Source organism: Pseudoalteromonas haloplanktis ATCC 14393 (assembly GCF_000238355.1).
Classification (GTDB): Bacteria; Pseudomonadota; Gammaproteobacteria; order Enterobacterales; family Alteromonadaceae; genus Pseudoalteromonas; species Pseudoalteromonas haloplanktis.
Genome location: NZ_AHCA01000006.1, coordinates 107,562 through 123,417, shown reverse-complemented (window position 1 = coordinate 123,417; position 15,856 = coordinate 107,562). Strand labels below are relative to the sequence as shown.

Sequence of the window (15,856 nt, the reverse complement as noted above, 5' to 3'; positions counted from 1 at the left end):
TCTTTCTTACTATGATTCTCATCCAACCAAGGCAGCTTGGCAGAGATCCAGTGTCAGAGCGAGTGAAGAAAATGTGTAATCGAGAATGGATCAAATTGACTTAATGCTTATGCACAATGGTATTACATCGTTCGTGAATGTATAGAATGTGGTAGGCGTAAGACGTATCTTGAAAGAGTGAACCTTGTGACCGCTTGATTGGTGGTTTCACCTTTAAAAGCGCGGGATAAACCCGCATCTAAGGCAAATTTTAGGCGTAAAAAAACCGACTCTCGTCGGTTACAACTTTCTTACATCGTTCTGTGAATGTATAGAAAGTGGTGGGCGCAGGACGTATCTTCTAAGAGTGAACCTTCGACCGCTCGGTTGGTGGTTTCACCTTTAAAATCGCGGGATAAATCCGAGCCTGCGACAAATTTTAGGCATAAAAAAACGACTCTCGTCGGCTTCTGCTTTCTTACATCGCTCGTGAATGTATAGAAAGTGGTGGGCGCAGGACGTATCTTCTAAGAGTGAACCTTCGCGACCGCTCGGTTGGTGGTTTCATATTAACAAGCGCGGGATAAACCCGAGCCTACAGCAAATTTTAGGCGTAAAAAAACCGACTCTCGTCGGTTGTTCTCTATTAACTTAAATAGTAATAGAAAGTGGTGGGCGCAGGACGTATCTTCTAAGAGTGAACCTTCGACCGCCCTGTTGGTGGTTTCATCTTAACAAGCGCGGGATAAACCCGAGCCTACAGCAAATTTTAGGCGTAAAAAAACCGACTCTCGTCGGTTGTTCTCTATTAACTTAAGTAGTAATAGAAAGTGGTGGGCGCAGGAGGATTCGAACCTCCGACCGCCTGGTTCGTAGCCAGGTACTCTATCCAGCTGAGCTATGCGCCCACATTCTATTTTCGATTTTAAGGTCTTATCTGACTTTCATATCCATTTTAGGACACAAAAAAACCGACTTTTGTCGGTTACTAAAATAGAAAGTGGTGGGCGCAGGAGGATTCGAACCTCCGACCGCCTGGTTCGTAGCCAGGTACTCTATCCAGCTGAGCTATGCGCCCACATTCTATTTTTGATTTTAAAGTCTTATCTGACTTATTACTTTACTTTTTTATACTCTGAAGCATAAGTTAAAAGTGGTGGGCGCAGGACGTATCTTCAAAGAGTGAACCTCCGACCGCTTGATTGTTAAACCAACACTTTACTTTTTTATACTCTGAAGCATGAGTTAAAAGTGGTGGGCGCAGGACGTATCTTCAAAGAGTGAACCTCCGACCGCTTGGTTGTTAAACCAACACTTTACTTTTTTATACTCTGAAGCATGAGTTAAAAGTGGTGGGCGCAGGAGGATTCGAACCTCCGACCGCCTGGTTCGTAGCCAGGTACTCTATCCAGCTGAGCTATGCGCCCACTTTTTTGTTTGCTTATTTATACTCTAAGCAGAGTATCTGTAAAGTATGCTGTGCGCAGGACGTATCTTCAAAGAGTGAACCTGTGACCACTTTACGTACTTATTTATTCTCTAAGCAGAGTGTTATTGTAAAGGATGGTGGGCGCAGGAGGATTCGAACCTCCGACCGCCTGGTTCGTAGCCAGGTACTCTATCCAGCTGAGCTATGCGCCCATTCTTTACAATACAAGTAACCATTTATAAAAATAAATGGCGGAGAAGGAGGGATTCGAACCCTCGATAGAGCTACAAACCCTATACTCCCTTAGCAGGGGAGCGCCTTCGGCCACTCGGCCACCTCTCCGTCTTGTGGGGCGTATAATAAAGATTTCAAAAAATATGTCAAACACTTTTCTTGTTTAAAGTGACTGTATGGTTAGAGAACATCCATAAGCGCTAAAAAAGAGTCAACTCTGCTTGATAATTAATCATGTTATGGGTTTTTTACTTCGGCAGATACACCTAATACAGGTACCAATTCATCGGTTAATTGCTCGAGATATTGATCTTGATAACCTAGTTGCTGAAACTCAGCAATGCATGCTCGATAATAGGCTTCTCTTTGTAACTCTGTACTAAATGCGTTATTGGGTAACTCAGGTTTTTTATCTTTCATGTAAAATCCGTTTATATAAGTCCTTTAGACTGCCCAGCTATAAAAAAACAATGCTTTATTCTGCTTTTCAAGCACCTAGTTTAGCTAAACCTAGAAATAATGCTTGTTGATTTTTTACTTTTTTTTAAATTAATTTTTATCGCTTATTAATTCAATGCCTTAAATAAAAGTTCCTACTTAGTTATTTGCCATTGAATGGTCAATTTTTACTACCAATACAAAAACGCCGCTAAAAAGCGGCGTTTCAAAACTATTTTAAAAATAGATTTAGTCAGCTTGCGGACGCATGTGTGGGAACAAGATAACATCTTTAATCGTTGATGAATCAGTAAACAGCATTACTAAACGATCGATACCGATACCTTCACCCGCTGTAGGTGGTAAGCCATACTCTAGGGCGCGAATATAATCTTCGTCGTAGTGCATAGCTTCATCATCACCTGCGTCTTTTTCTTCAACTTGACGAGTAAAGCGCTCAGCTTGATCTTGTGCATCATTAAGCTCAGAGAAACCATTTGCAAGTTCACGGCCGCCCACAAAAAACTCAAAGCGATCAGTAACAAATGGATTTTCGTCGTTACGACGAGCAAGTGGCGACACTTCCCACGGATAACCTGTAATGAACGTTGGTTGGATAAGCATGTGCTCAGCGGTTTCTTCAAAGATTTCGCATAAGAACTTGCCCGGACCCCATACACAGTTTTCAGGAATTTTAACGTGTACTTGTTTAGCGTACGCTTTTAACTCTTCAAAATGATTCTCAGGGTCGTTAAATACAGCCGCATCAAACTCTGGGTTATATTTTAAGATGGCATCTGCCATGCTTAAACGCGTGAACGGTTGGCCAAAATCGTATTCTACAGAGTCAACAACCTCACCGTTTTCGTCTTTAGTTGTGTTAACAACGATTGGGCTGCCTAGTACGTTTGTTGCAACGGTACGTAGCATGTCTTCGGTGATATTCATTAAGTCAATATAATCAGCGTATGCTTGGTAGAACTCAATCATAGTGAATTCTGGGTTGTGACGCGTTGATAACCCTTCGTTACGGAAGTTACGGTTAATTTCAAATACACGGTCAAAACCACCGACTACTAAACGCTTTAAGTAAAGCTCTGGCGCGATACGTAAGTACATATCGATATCAAGCGCGTTGTGATGAGTGACGAATGGACGCGCAGAAGCACCACCAGGAATAACCTGTAACATCGGTGTTTCTACTTCCATGAAATCACGATCAGCTAAGAAACGACGAATACCTTCAACCACTTGTGAACGAATGCGGAATGTTTCGCGGGTTGCTTCGTTAGTGATTAAATCAACATAACGTTGACGGTATTTTGTTTCTTGGTCAGATAAACCATGAAATTTTTCAGGTAATGGACGTAGTGACTTAGTCAATAATTGGTACTCTGTCATTTCTACGTATAAATCGCCTTTACCTGATTTATTAAGCGCACCTTTAACACCGATGATGTCACCGATATCTAATTGACCATACTTTTCTTTCAGATCTTTTTGCACATCTTTCGATGCATAGGCTTGTACACGGCCTTTCATGTCTTGAATCGCAAGGAAAGGGCCACGCTTTGCAAGAATACGACCAGCAATCGATACTACATGCTGCAGCTCAACTAATTCTTCTTTACTCTTATCACCAAACTCGGCCTGTAAGTCTGCCGTGTAATGCTCACGACGGAATTGATTTGGATGACCGTTGGCTGGGCAATTGGCGCGAATTGCGTCTAATTTGCCACGACGCTCAGCGATTAACTTATTTTCGTCTTGGATTTGATCAGTCATTTTTTAGCTCTTTTTTAGCTTGGTGGTTATAGGCCAGATTTTAAGCTGGCTTCAATAAATTTATCTAAGTTACCGTCAAGTACCGATTGCGTATTGCGGTTTTCAACACCGGTTCGCAAATCTTTAATACGTGAATCATCAAGAACGTATGAACGAATTTGACTCCCCCAACCGATATCAGACTTAGCATCTTCTTGCGTTTGTTTTTCAGCATTTTGCTGTTGTAACTCAAGTTCAAATAACTTTGCTTTTAACTGTTTCATCGCTTGTGCTTTATTTTTATGCTGCGAACGTTCGTTCTGGCATTGCACTACGGTATTGGTTGGTACGTGAGTGATACGTACTGCTGATTCGGTGGTGTTAACGTGCTGACCACCAGCACCTGATGCACGGTAAACGTCAATGCGTAAATCAGCTGGGTTAATATCAATTTCGATATTATCGTCAATCTCAGGGTAAACAAATGCAGAAGCAAATGATGTATGACGACGACCACTTGAGTCAAACGGACTTTTACGTACTAAGCGATGTACGCCTGTTTCTGTGCGTAACCAGCCATAGGCGTATTCGCCAACGAAGCGCACAGTCGCCCCTTTAATACCTGCTACATCACCGTCTGTCGCTTCGACTAGCTCAACTTTAAAGCCTTTGGCTTCACCCCAGCGTAAATACATGCGTAATAGCATGTTACACCAGTCTTGTGCCTCAGTACCGCCAGAGCCTGACTGTAAATCAAGGTAAGCATCATTTGCGTCATGTGCCCCTGAGAACATACGGCGAAACTCTAAGCCTTCAAGTTGTTCATTGAGATCTTTAAGTTCACTTTGTGCTTCTTCAAAAGTATCAACGTCTTCAGCTTCTACCGCGAGTTCAACTAACCCTTCGACATCGTCAGTGCCACTGACTAGATTGTCGATAGTTTCTACAACCGCCTCTAATGCTGACTTTTCACGGCCCAGCGCTTGTGCACGCTCTGGCTCATTCCACACGGCTGAATCTTCAAGTTCGGCGTTAACTTCTTCTAAACGTTCTTGTTTAAGAGCGTAGTCAAAGGTACCCCCGAAGCAATTCAGTACGTTCGCGAATTTCCTTGATTTGATTAATCACAGGATTCACTTCAAACATGTACCTTACTCCAAAATGGCTGATTACGAGCGTCAAATCGCCCATAAAATTCTTTAAATAGTAAAAACGCCCGATTTTAACAAAAAACCGCGCGTTTTATTAGTATTTTATGCATCGATAATAAATATTTTTTATGGCACTTTTTGCAGCTCTCTGGCGATCAACTGCAAAGAAAACTTGCCTCTAAATTCATTAATATCCAATTGGTAAGCCAGTTTAACAAAACGTGCCTCTGTATCAGGCCACGCTCGTACATCAACACCAAATGCTATGGCATCCACTAAGCGACCGCTGCGGTGCTTGAGTACTAACTTAAGATGTTTTTCGCCAACGATACGTTGCTGCACAAGCTCAAAAGTGTGCTCAAATACAGGTTCTGGAAACTGTTGCCCCCATGGCCCTGCTTGCTTAAGTAAATTGGCAAACTCCATACTAAAGCAGTCATCGGTAAGTTCGCCATCGGTTAAAATAATACAGCGTTTATGCTCTTCGCTTAGCTGCGCACTAACCGCCATTTCAAACTCACGCTTAAACTCACTAAAATGTTGCTCATTAATAGTGAGCCCCGCTGCCATAGCATGACCACCAAATTTACTGATCAAGTGAGGATGCAAGGTATTTAAACGCTCGAGTAGGTCTCGCATGTGCAATCCTTCAATCGAGCGGCAAGAGCCTTTTATTTCACCGTTGTCGCCACCTGCAAAAATAACCGTGGGGCGGTGGTATTTTTCTTTTAAGCGCCCCGCTAAAATGCCTATGACACCTTGGTGCCAGTCATCTTGATATAAACAAATAGCATCAGGGGTTTGCTCATCACTAAAAGCCAGCTTATCTAATACTGCTTGTGCTTCTAGTTGCATGCCCTGCTCTATCTCACGGCGTTCATGATTTAGGCTATCTAGCTCACCCGCTATACGACGAGCTTGGTTTATATCTGTAGCAAGTAAGCAGGCTATACCTAAACTCATATCATCTAATCGCCCTGCGGCATTCAAGCGAGGCGCTAACGAAAAACCAAAGTCACTCGCACTTAACCGTGCGGCGTTACGATTAGCCACTTCGATTAACGCCGTAATGCCAGGGCGAGTTTTGCCACTGCGAATACGTGCTAAGCCTTGGTGTACTAAAGTTCGGTTGTTGGCATCCAGTGCCACAACATCAGCAACCGTGCCAAGCGCCACAATATCAAGTAAGTCAGCGAGATTTGGTGGTGATTGTTGCTCAAAATACCCAGCATCACGCAGTGCACTTCTCAGCGCTATTAGTAGATAAAATGCAACCCCTACTCCGGCAATGGATTTCGATGGAAAGTCGCAGTCATGGCGGTTGGGATTAACAATTGCATCGGCATTGGGCAGTTGTTCCCCCTGCAAGTGGTGATCAGTAACCAGCACTTTAATACCTGCATCTTTAACAATCGCGATCCCCGCAATACAGGAAATACCATTATCTACAGTGATCACGAGATCAGGCGCCATGGTCACTATTTGCTCCGCCAATGCGGGGCTTAAACCATAACCTAGGCTAAATCTATCTGGCACTAAGTAATCTAAGTTAATAAAACCAAACATGGCTAAGCCTTGCATTAAGGTTGCAGTACTTGTTGCGCCATCGGCATCAAAGTCGCCAACAATCAAAATTTTACTTTGCGCATGTAATGCGTGTTGGAGTAGCTCTGTGGCTTTATCTATGTCTTTAAATAATTTGAAGTTGTGTAACGTCGCTGCGCTATTATCTAGCTCATTAGCATGGTTTACTTGGCGGCTAGCATAAATTTGTTTAATAACAGGGTGTAAATGATTTGGCAGGTGTGAATCATCATGATGGTCACGGGCAACAATTAATTTCTTCATGCAAACGCGGTACTTTTAATTAAAGAATAAAGACAAAAAAAGGCCTTAACGGCCTTTTTATAAAAATCAAATGGTTATGATGATTTATTCGCTTCTAGTGCCGCAGCTAATGCCGCAGCAGGCTGGTAGCCTGGGATCATCGTACCATCTTCTAAAATGATCGCTGGTGTGCCGTTAATACCAAAACTTTGACCAAGCTGGTAATGTTCTGCCACTGGTGCATGACAACCCGCCATTACTTTAGTATCAGCACCCGATTTAGCTGCGGTCATTGCTTCTTGCTGATCTTTCGCACACCATACATTCATTAAATCGGCATAACCTGAACCTTGTAAGCCACCACGAGGAAATGCTAGATACTTAACTGTGATACCGGCTTCAAGTAAATCATCCAGTTCACGGTGTAATTTACGGCAATAACCGCAGCTAATGTCGGTAAATACAGTGATACTGTGCTTCTCATTTTTAGCTTTATAAACAATCATTGAATCTTCATATTGCGCTAAACCTTCTTTGCGTACACCATTTAGTGCTTGCTCTGTTAGGTTATTACGATTGTTTAAATCAATTAATGTGCCTTGCATTAAAAACTGACCATCAGGGCTTGCATAAAGCACACCTTTGTCGGTGATCAACTCCTTTAACCCCGCCACTGGGCTTGGGTTAATTTGCTTAACGGTAACACCTAGCTCAGCAAATTTAGTAACGATTGGATCATTGGCATCAGGAATGGCTACTACGCCATTAGCAAACGCACTTAAACTGGTGCCTAACATTGCACCGGCTAATACTAACTTTTTCATAATTGTTCTCTTATATCCTGATAACTCTTAACTACTCAGACCGCCTAACCACAGAAAACTTTCACTATGCACGCGGATGATGTTGCTGATGTACCGACTTTAACCTTTCATTAGCAACATGTGTATAAATTTGTGTGGTTGATAAATCACTATGCCCTAACATCATTTGTACAACCCGAAGATCTGCACCATGATTTAATAAATGCGTTGCAAACGCATGACGCAAAGTATGAGGCGACAATGGCGATTCAACTGCTGCCAAAATAGCATAGTGTTTAATACGATGCCAAAAAGTTTGTCGGGTCATACCCACTCCGCGCTTTGACGGAAATACAAAGTCGGTGGCATGTTTGATCATTTGTGCACGACCCACCTTTAAAAACTGCTCCAGCCAGTACATCGCTTCTTCGCCAAGTGGCACTAAACGCTCTTTGTTGCCTTTGCCTTTGACAAACACCACTGATTGGCGCAAATTAATTTGCTCCATTCGCAGCCCTACCAATTCGCTCACCCGTAATCCTGTCGCGTATAATAGTTCCAGCATGGCTTTATCACGCAAGCCCATAGGCTCTTCAACATTCGGGGCAGCTAAAAGCGCTTCTACCTCGTTTTCAGATAAGGTTTTAGGGAGTGACTGGCCAGCTTTAGGCTGAGCAATATTCACCATTGGCGAATCGGTAATCTTTTTTTCGCGTACAAAATACTGATAAAAACGTTTCAGTGCACTAATGCTACGCGCAGTACTGCGTGGCTTTAAGCCTGAATCAACACGATACGCTAAGTAACTTTCAATATCTTGCCCTGTCACTGTGAGCAAATCTTGGCCTTCTAAAAAGTGGCAAAACTTATCTAGGTCACTACGATACGCTGCGAGTGTATTATCACTTACATGTTGTTCTAAATAGAGGTTATCTAAAAAAGATTCTAGGTAATCGCTATTACCAAGCAATTCGTCGTGATCTGTATTGGCTGAGCCCAATGGCTCATGATCAGGTAACGTTGTCACAGTTATTCTCATAGTTATCAAGGTATCAATTAATAATACCTTACGGTAAACTTCAGCCTATCATATCAGGCAAACACACAGTGATAAATACGATGCAAATTGGTTTATTTTATGGTTCTACTACATGCTATACAGAAATAGCAGCAGAAAAAATCCGCGATATTATCGGTCAAGACATTGTCAGCCTACATAACATCAAAGACGAGCCATTAAAAAATGCAGAGAATTACGACTTTATCATCTTTGGCATCTCAACTTGGGATTTTGGTGAGTTACAAGAAGATTGGGAATCAATTTGGGATGACATTAAAGGTGTTGATCTCAACGGCAAGACCATCGCTTTATTTGGCATGGGCGACCAACAAGGTTACGGCCAATGGTTTCAAGATGCGCTAGGCATGTTGCATGATGAAATAAGTAGCCAACAATTTACTTTATTAGGCCTGTGGCCAAACGACAACAGCTATGAGTTTGAAGCCTCCAAAGCACTCACCGAAGACGGCAAACACTTTGTTGGTTTAGCGCTCGACGAAGACAGCCAATACGAGCACAGTGATGAACGGATTGCTAACTGGGTTGAGCAAATCATGACTGAGTACAGCGAGACGTTATAAATCTCGCTGCTGCGACGGGACAACGAATGGCACAATTTACCTTGATCAATGGCGATATAATCGAGTTCAGTAATAACACCGTAAAACCACTGAACTGCACTGGCAGTCAACATTATGACCGCCATGGACAGCTATTTTTTATTCCTGATGCTGTAGTGCCATTTATCAATGCAGGTAAACTTGCTAATGATTTATTTAACCTATCACAACTTGCTTTCGCAAAATACGATGATACAAAAACAGAACTGCCTGTATTAATTAAGCATCAAGGGTCACTGCAAGCAATTGATGGTTTAACAATTAAACGAGAGTTTAAAACCATTTCCTTTAGTAGCGCTAATATTGATAAATCACAGGCTGCTAAGGTGTTTAAAATGTTACTCAGTGATCCTGCAATAGAGCAGATAAAACTGGATGAGGTAAAACAGCTTTTCTAAAGGGGATTTTAGATTTCAGCAAAGCGACCGAGAGCTCGCTTTGCTGACTCGTTTATTAACCCACAATCATAAACCAAACACTACTTTTTCACTTTTCAGCATTCGCGCACTTAAAAAGCTAAAGGCTGCAAATAATACCAGTGTGATCACTGTTGATAACAGTAACTGCGGTACTGGAATTGGGTTCCCTTTTATAAACTCCATCAGTGCAAATTGCTGAGCAGCTATCGGCAACCATTGCACTTTATCTGTCGCAATATCATAAGTCGTTATCATGCTTAACGCCATGGGAATAAATAACACCATAGTGACGTAAGACTGCGCTTCTTTGAATGACTTAGCCATAAAAGATACAAACACTTGTAAGCTGGCCGACATCAAAGCAATAGGCAAACATATCGCGATACTAAACAGCATAAACTCAGGCGTAATAGTGATACTAAAGCCCATTTGCTGCCACGGCACCATTGCATATGAAAACTTAGAGACCACTAAAATGACCACTAGCCCTAACATCGAAAACGTAGTTATAGCGCCTATTTTAGCCAACACAATATGCAAACTGTGTAATGGATGACTTAACAATAACGATAATGAATTTCGCTCTCGCTCACCGGCGCTGGTATCAATTGCTAAATTCATCGCAGCATAAAATAACGCTAAAATAAGTGTTAATACAACAATTCCCAATATCATGCCCCCTTTTGAATCAGGGGTCGCTTGGTCATGTACTTCAAGAGCGATTGCACGCATCAAACTAGGATCCACACCACGAGAGACTAAACGCAAACTGGCTATTTCAGAGCTGTACAACGCGATTGCTTTTTCAACTTGGGTGATGTGCTTACGAAGCTTATCATCTGATTTATCTGCAATCAGCGTTACTGTAGCTGGACGCCCTTCACTCATTTTTTGTTGGTAGTCTTCACTGATCGTTAAGGTAATTGCTTTACGCTCATTCTCATCATGGCTGGCAAAAATATCTTGGCTATTTAGGTGAGCAATAAGTCCTGGCGCACGCTCACTATTTTCAATATTAATGTTAAGTGCTTCCGGTGAGGCTAATTGCTGCAGCAACACACTCATTAACAAGCACATACCGATTGGTGCACCTATCGCATAATACAACCCCGCCATTATGGAACGTTTATCGCGACTGGCGTCCATCACTTCTTTTTTATATAACACCTTTAATAAATTAATCATGCTGCAATCCCCTCGTCACTCCCGATCAATGCGACAAATGCTTCTTCTAACGTCTCTTTACCTGCTTGTTCACATAACGCTGCCACAGAACCTTGAGCCACCACTTGGCCATTAGCCATGATCACCACATGATCACACAATGCGGCAACTTCTTGCATAACATGAGATGAAAATAACACACAGTGCCCTTGCGCTTTGAGGAGCAATAACAGCTCTCTTAATATGCGGGTACTCATTACATCAAGGCCGCGGGTTGGTTCATCTAAAATTATATTCAATGGGTTATGAACCACCGCCTGAGCTAGCGCTGTTTTCATCCGTTGCCCCTGCGAAAACCCTTGGCAACGACGGTCTGCAATATCATTCATCGCTAATTTATTTATCACTTCGGTAGTCGCTTGCTTAGCTTCACTGGCATTAAGGCCGCTTAGCTGTGCAAAAAAAGTAATGTATTCCCGTGGCGTTAACCGCTCATATAAGCCACAAGGATCAGGGAATAAACCCAGCTTTTGCTTTGCAGTCATTGGCTCTTTGGCAACATCAATACCGTCAATTTCTGCATTTCCGCTATCTGCCTTTAATAATCCAAACACAGTGCGTAAACAGGTGGTTTTACCTGCGCCATTAGGTCCTAAGAGCCCTGTGATCTTGCCGTCTTGAGCAGTAAAACTTAAACTATTGAGCGCATTCACATCGCCAATTTTTTTAACTAAATTAGTTACTTTAATCATCACTTACTCCTTGTTAGCTGTATCTGTTAATTGCTTATTTGCAACGGCTACGCCGTTAATATTCATAAAGAACGGTTTGTCATTAGGCTCTTCAAGACAGTCTGTATCAATGTCTTGCATACTTTGTTGTGCAATAAATTTTGCGATTATTTTCGGTGCGCAGGTTTGTGAGCCAACACCATGTGTTGCAGTTGGTGCAACTAAATGAGTGGCATTTGTCATCTCAACCATTGCCAGCTCAGCCCAACTTGCTGGTGTTGCGGGATCTCGCCCACCAGATAACAGTAGCGTCGGCGTGCTGGTTTTTAGCGGCTGATAAAATGCCTTATCAACAGCTTGCACATTAAGAATAGGGCATGCGATATCAAACCCTGCAATCATTGCTTTACCCATATAAGTTTTGCCATATTCTTGGCGGGTTTGCGGGGTTAAATTTGGCCAATCTTCACCACACACAATGGCGTTATGCATCCCCATTGCTAATGCTTCGGTTAAATCGACATTCGCCATCATGCCTGCCAAAGGTGAGAAGTCACCACTTAGCGCCTTTTCGATAACCATGGGGACAATTGCCCGTTGAGCTTGGCTATAGAGTGCAAACCGTATCGCACTGTAAAACTTCATCTTTGTGATTGTAAAAGCTATAACATCGTGAGTACGAGGGTGCCTTACCTGTGTTTTTACGGGCTGTTGCTCAAGTTGTGCCAGTAATGCATGAAAGTTATTTTCTAAATTTGGGTAATGCTCTGCGCACAAAGTATCAGCTTCACAACGCTTGAATAATGCAGCCAATGAACCATCAATCGCACCGCCGATGGCCGCCAAACTTTGCTGCATAGGAACCACACCATCCAAAGTACTCGTTAGCACCGACTCTGGAAATTGACGCATGTACTCCTGGGCTATGCGAGTCCCATAAGAAACGCCAAACAAGTGAAAACCTTTATAGCCAAGTGCTTTACGTACCGCTTCAAAATCTTTAGCTGCAACCGGGGTTGTGAAATGGCTTAAGTCAATATTGAGCTTTGCTTTACACTTTTGGGTATCTTCTGCTCCCATAGCTTGAAGATCAGCAATAACATCATTAAAAACAAACTGGGTTTTTAAATCATCGCTGTCACATTGCAACTGATGCGAATAACCGGTGCCACGTTGATCAACTAATACAATATCGCGTGTTTCACGGGCAAAACGTAAGTTACGGTTAAATATAGCGGCTAAATCAATAGCCCCCTGCCCTGGGCCACCAGCAAAACCCAGAACGGCTTCGTCTGGGTTACTCGGCTTTATTGCTGGTATAACGGCAAAGTGAATATCAATCACTCCATCATTAGGATCATCAGATAAAGGCTGTGCAATACTGCCACACATCAATCTATCTGATAGCCCCTCCATATAACATGGGGTCAGGTTGGGTGAGTTATTTGGTTTTTTTTGTGCGTATAGCGCTGTTGATGCAGCCAGTAAAACAGGCATCATCGCTATATTTATCATGCTCTTACAACGATTTATTGTACTTTTCATTACGCTTTCCCTTGTTTGCATTTTACACTCAATGTGATAACTTAAACCTTAGTGTATCGGTGTATTAATGTATTAATACAGTAGAGAAAGAGTAATGTTAGAATTTATTAATGTCAACCCCAATAGTGGCGATCCTATTTATAAGCAACTACATGAGCAAATCGTGCGTTTGATTGTGGGCGGGCAAATAGCTGCGGGGGAAGAGCTTCCATCAGTGAGAAAAATAGCGGATCACTTTGCAGTTAACCCTATGACCGTCTCTAGAGCCATAGGCCAATTAGTCGATCAAGGTTGGCTTGAGCGTCGTCGCGGGCAGGCAACCAAAGTGGCAGAAAAAACAACACAACAAACGGATCAGCAAGAAACATTACTTTTCAAAGCAATTGATCAACTTATTCAGCAGGCAAAACAACTTGATGTGCCCCAAACAACCTTATCTGAATTAATAAAAAAACGGTGGGAACTATAACAATGACACAACCACTTCTTAGCTATAAAAATGTTTCTAAACATTACAATCAGCGCCATGTATTAAACAACATAAACTTAAGCGTTGAGTCTGGAATGGTGATTGGTTTATTAGGTAAAAATGGCGCAGGCAAAACAACCTTGTTGCGTAGCGCCCTGGGTTTAATAAAGCCAGACCAAGGTGAAGTAGAAATATTAGGCGATTTAAGCCATCAACTAAGCGCCAGCAATAAGGCAAAAATAGGCTATGTTGCTCAGCAAACCTTTGGTTATGAAGGTTTTAAAATTGCTGACGCCTTGGCTTTACATCGTAGCTTTTACCCCAATTGGGATATGCAGTTAGAGACAAAATGGCTCGCGCGTTTTGAGTTAAACCCTAGTGATGCAATCAATGACCTATCTATCGGCCAACGCCAAACTCTCGCACTTATTATGGCGATGGCTTATAGGCCGCAATTGCTAATTTTAGACGAACCGGTTGCTAGTTTAGACCCGATTGCTCGACGCGAATTTATGAGTGACCTTTTCGATTTAGCATTAGACGCTGGCTCTGGCATTATATTTTCGTCGCATATCACCTCTGATATTGAGCGTGTTGCAAGCCACATCGCATTATTAAAAGATGGCGAGCTGCTGCTACTCGATGAGCTTGAAGTAATAAGAGATACGGTAAGAAAAGTCAGCTTTAAAGAATCGACCGTTGATCTTAGTGCATACAAGGTACTTAACCAACAGCAAAACTGTGCCATCATTTATGGCTACACTGGTGAAACTATACCTCATGCTTTAGCAATCAATACACTCTCTCTAGAACAGTTGTTTGTGGAGCTACATGGATGATGCAAGCCAGCACCCGCCCTTGGTATCAAGGAGCTGTTAACTTTTGGTTAAAAGATGTGGGGTCTGCCAGCTATTTTATCGCTGCAACTATCACCTCTTTTCTGTGCCTTATTGCTACCGGCATTGAAGAACTTATTACGTTAATGATCATGTTTTCAACTATCTGTATGTACAGTGCAATAGCGTGGCAAAGCATCAAAATGCAAGCAACTGAATGGCAGACTCTGGTTGCGGGGTACCGCGAGCATGTGATGTTTCAAGGTAAGGTATTCATAGTATTTAGTAACTTAATTTCTATTTTAAGTATCATTATTGCTGGAAATATAAACCTACTTGTCACCCTCACACTTGCTAATCTTATAGGACTGATCATTTGGTTTTTGAATCGCTCATTCAGTCATTTATTTACTTCTGTGTGCTACCTTAGCTTTTTTATCGCAACATTAGTGTGTGTACTTATAGAGCAACTTCCGATTTGGTTAATCCCAGTTAATGTCGTTGCATATATCGCTATCGTGTTGGCTAATAAGAACTTTTCATCTGCGTATAAATGGCGCTCTGACTCATTAACAAATTATCGCAATGGTCTGCAATCTGGTTGGTCGCCAATTCCTAGTGGGCTTTTATCGAATTACGGCAGCTCAATTAATAAAGGGTTATTCCCACTTAGTTACTTTGTGGGTTCAGGGCTCTCTCAATACCTTATTTTGCTTACACTTTTATGCACTCTTGGTGTAGCGGTAAACTTGTTTTATAACATCACTGAGCATGTCATTTTTGTTTTAACACTGACCTTATTCGCAATTGTTTCATTGAGTTTATGGAGCAAAGTGCAAAAACATAATTCATGGGAGTTGTTATCTACCCTCCCTATCTACAATAGTAGCTATAGCGCAAAAGTCGCTCTTAGTAATAGTGTGTTAAAACTTGCTATTCTAGTGGCGATGCTGTGCTTTGTAACAGCTTCGGCGCTTAGTTTAGTTAATCCAACATTTTTATTATTCAATATATTAAGCTACTCGTTGGCCTGCTCTGCGGGGGTATTACTTAGCTTTGCTATTGGTAATGTATGCAAGAATATAAATTTACTCAGTTTTTTTATGTGTATATCTTTTGGCTTAAATATGGGCTTGGCAAACTATATGTTTGATAACGGCGACAGCGTAAGCAAACTCACTCTAATGGTGGCTTATACTCTCGCGATGGCTGCAATAAACCGTTTTACAGCTCGATATTTATAGTAAATTGCCCTATTCATTAATAGGGCATTCTCAATCAAAATATAAAGCGTTACTGTAAGCGATAAAGTGATAATTCGCTTTTGCATATTTGCTGCGTTAATATCAAACTACAATTAGTTAACAACTAAAACCATAATTCAAGG

At 41.9% G+C, this 15,856-nt stretch carries 14 protein-coding genes and 5 tRNA genes; 5 read left to right on the top strand and 14 right to left on the bottom strand.

Features of this window, described 5'->3' with window-relative positions:
* Positions 1–810: 810 nt before the first annotated feature.
* From PHAL_RS0112785 to xerD, 11 genes are all read right to left on the bottom strand, one after another.
* Positions 811–887, bottom strand: a tRNA-Arg gene (locus PHAL_RS0112785).
* A gap of 93 nt (positions 888–980) precedes the next feature.
* Positions 981–1,057 (bottom strand) — tRNA-Arg (locus PHAL_RS0112780).
* A 272-nt stretch (positions 1,058–1,329) separates the two neighbouring features.
* Positions 1,330–1,406 (bottom strand) — tRNA-Arg (locus PHAL_RS0112775).
* Positions 1,407–1,543: 137 nt separating this feature from the next.
* Positions 1,544–1,620, bottom strand: a tRNA-Arg gene (locus tag PHAL_RS0112770).
* A gap of 37 nt (positions 1,621–1,657) precedes the next feature.
* Positions 1,658–1,750 (bottom strand) — tRNA-Ser (locus PHAL_RS0112765).
* Between the two features lie 129 nt (positions 1,751–1,879).
* Complete coding sequence (locus PHAL_RS0112760) at positions 1,880–2,062, bottom strand: hypothetical protein (RefSeq protein ID WP_016708810.1); 183 nt, start codon at positions 2,060–2,062, stop codon at positions 1,880–1,882.
* Between the two features lie 267 nt (positions 2,063–2,329).
* Positions 2,330–3,865: a lysine--tRNA ligase gene (gene lysS, locus PHAL_RS0112755; protein ID WP_016708809.1), complete on the bottom strand. Its 1,536-nt coding sequence runs from the start codon at positions 3,863–3,865 to the stop codon at positions 2,330–2,332.
* A gap of 26 nt (positions 3,866–3,891) precedes the next feature.
* Positions 3,892–4,990 (bottom strand): peptide chain release factor 2 gene (gene prfB, locus PHAL_RS0112750; RefSeq protein ID WP_138553755.1). Its coding sequence is split into 2 segments (ribosomal slippage): positions 3,892–4,914 and positions 4,916–4,990, totalling 1,098 coding nucleotides; the frame shifts between segments, so codons are not numbered across the junction.
* Positions 4,991–5,121: 131 nt separating this feature from the next.
* Positions 5,122–6,843 (bottom strand): single-stranded-DNA-specific exonuclease RecJ, encoded by a 1,722-nt coding sequence (gene recJ, locus PHAL_RS0112745; RefSeq protein ID WP_016708807.1) that lies wholly within the window; start codon positions 6,841–6,843, stop codon positions 5,122–5,124.
* Positions 6,844–6,917: 74 nt separating this feature from the next.
* Positions 6,918–7,646, bottom strand: a complete 729-nt coding sequence (gene dsbC, locus PHAL_RS0112740; RefSeq protein WP_016708806.1) for a bifunctional protein-disulfide isomerase/oxidoreductase DsbC — start codon at positions 7,644–7,646, stop codon at positions 6,918–6,920.
* A 64-nt stretch (positions 7,647–7,710) separates the two neighbouring features.
* Positions 7,711–8,595: a site-specific tyrosine recombinase XerD gene (gene xerD / locus PHAL_RS0112735; RefSeq protein WP_036981016.1), complete on the bottom strand. Its 885-nt coding sequence runs from the start codon at positions 8,593–8,595 to the stop codon at positions 7,711–7,713.
* A 149-nt stretch (positions 8,596–8,744) separates the two neighbouring features.
* Here xerD and fldB point away from each other — a divergent pair, with 149 nt between their 5' ends.
* Positions 8,745–9,266 carry a flavodoxin FldB gene (gene fldB / locus PHAL_RS0112730; protein WP_016708804.1) on the top strand — a complete coding sequence of 174 codons (522 nt, stop codon included), beginning with the start codon at positions 8,745–8,747 and terminating at the stop codon, positions 9,264–9,266.
* 26 nt (positions 9,267–9,292) lie between these two features.
* Entirely contained in the window at positions 9,293–9,703 is a 411-nt protein-coding gene (locus PHAL_RS0112725) for a hypothetical protein (RefSeq protein ID WP_016708802.1), read from the top strand.
* Positions 9,704–9,769: 66 nt separating this feature from the next.
* On the opposite strand, the gene PHAL_RS0112720 is transcribed toward PHAL_RS0112725, so the two are convergent.
* The 3 genes from PHAL_RS0112720 to PHAL_RS0112710 are packed head-to-tail and all read right to left on the bottom strand — an operon-like array spanning position 9,770 to position 13,164.
* On the bottom strand, positions 9,770–10,909 hold the full coding sequence (locus PHAL_RS0112720; RefSeq protein WP_016708801.1) for an ABC transporter permease: 1,140 nt from the start codon (positions 10,907–10,909) through the stop codon (positions 9,770–9,772).
* Positions 10,906–11,640 carry an ABC transporter ATP-binding protein gene (locus PHAL_RS0112715; protein WP_016708800.1) on the bottom strand — a complete coding sequence of 245 codons (735 nt, stop codon included), beginning with the start codon at positions 11,638–11,640 and terminating at the stop codon, positions 10,906–10,908. Before PHAL_RS0112715 ends, PHAL_RS0112720 begins: the two co-directional genes overlap by 4 nt.
* A 3-nt stretch (positions 11,641–11,643) precedes the next feature.
* A complete protein-coding gene (locus tag PHAL_RS0112710; RefSeq protein ID WP_016708799.1) occupies positions 11,644–13,164 on the bottom strand; it encodes an alpha/beta fold hydrolase in 1,521 nt (506 codons plus the stop codon).
* Between the two features lie 94 nt (positions 13,165–13,258).
* Here PHAL_RS0112710 and PHAL_RS0112705 point away from each other — a divergent pair, with 94 nt between their 5' ends.
* Genes PHAL_RS0112705 through PHAL_RS0112695 form a run of 3 tightly spaced genes read left to right on the top strand, consistent with a single transcriptional unit; the run spans position 13,259 to position 15,713 of the window.
* Positions 13,259–13,633 (top strand): GntR family transcriptional regulator, encoded by a 375-nt coding sequence (locus PHAL_RS0112705; protein WP_016708797.1) that lies wholly within the window; start codon positions 13,259–13,261, stop codon positions 13,631–13,633.
* 2 nt (positions 13,634–13,635) lie between these two features.
* Positions 13,636–14,472, top strand: coding sequence for an ABC transporter ATP-binding protein (locus PHAL_RS0112700; RefSeq protein WP_016708796.1), 837 nt, complete (start codon positions 13,636–13,638; stop codon positions 14,470–14,472).
* Positions 14,469–15,713, top strand: a complete 1,245-nt coding sequence (locus PHAL_RS0112695; protein WP_016708795.1) for a hypothetical protein — start codon at positions 14,469–14,471, stop codon at positions 15,711–15,713. The genes PHAL_RS0112700 and PHAL_RS0112695 overlap by 4 nt, the downstream gene beginning before the upstream one ends.
* Positions 15,714–15,856 lie beyond the last annotated feature (143 nt).

Bases quoted from the DNA above. Each gene is read 5' to 3' on its own strand.
- PHAL_RS0112760 (WP_016708810.1), bottom strand. From the start codon at position 2,062: ATGAAAGATAAAAAACCTGAGTTACCCAATAACGCATTTAGTACAGAG.
- dsbC (WP_016708806.1), bottom strand. From the start codon at position 7,646: ATGAAAAAGTTAGTATTAGCCGGTGCAATGTTAGGCACCAGTTTAAGT.
- lysS (WP_016708809.1), bottom strand. From the start codon at position 3,865: ATGACTGATCAAATCCAAGACGAAAATAAGTTAATCGCTGAGCGTCGT.
- PHAL_RS0112705 (WP_016708797.1), top strand. From the start codon at position 13,259: ATGTTAGAATTTATTAATGTCAACCCCAATAGTGGCGATCCTATTTAT.
- recJ (WP_016708807.1), bottom strand. From the start codon at position 6,843: ATGAAGAAATTAATTGTTGCCCGTGACCATCATGATGATTCACACCTG.
- fldB (WP_016708804.1), top strand. From the start codon at position 8,745: ATGCAAATTGGTTTATTTTATGGTTCTACTACATGCTATACAGAAATA.
- PHAL_RS0112715 (WP_016708800.1), bottom strand. From the start codon at position 11,640: ATGATTAAAGTAACTAATTTAGTTAAAAAAATTGGCGATGTGAATGCG.
- PHAL_RS0112725 (WP_016708802.1), top strand. From the start codon at position 9,293: ATGGCACAATTTACCTTGATCAATGGCGATATAATCGAGTTCAGTAAT.
- PHAL_RS0112710 (WP_016708799.1), bottom strand. From the start codon at position 13,164: ATGAAAAGTACAATAAATCGTTGTAAGAGCATGATAAATATAGCGATG.
- PHAL_RS0112720 (WP_016708801.1), bottom strand. From the start codon at position 10,909: ATGATTAATTTATTAAAGGTGTTATATAAAAAAGAAGTGATGGACGCC.
- PHAL_RS0112695 (WP_016708795.1), top strand. From the start codon at position 14,469: ATGATGCAAGCCAGCACCCGCCCTTGGTATCAAGGAGCTGTTAACTTT.
- PHAL_RS0112700 (WP_016708796.1), top strand. From the start codon at position 13,636: ATGACACAACCACTTCTTAGCTATAAAAATGTTTCTAAACATTACAAT.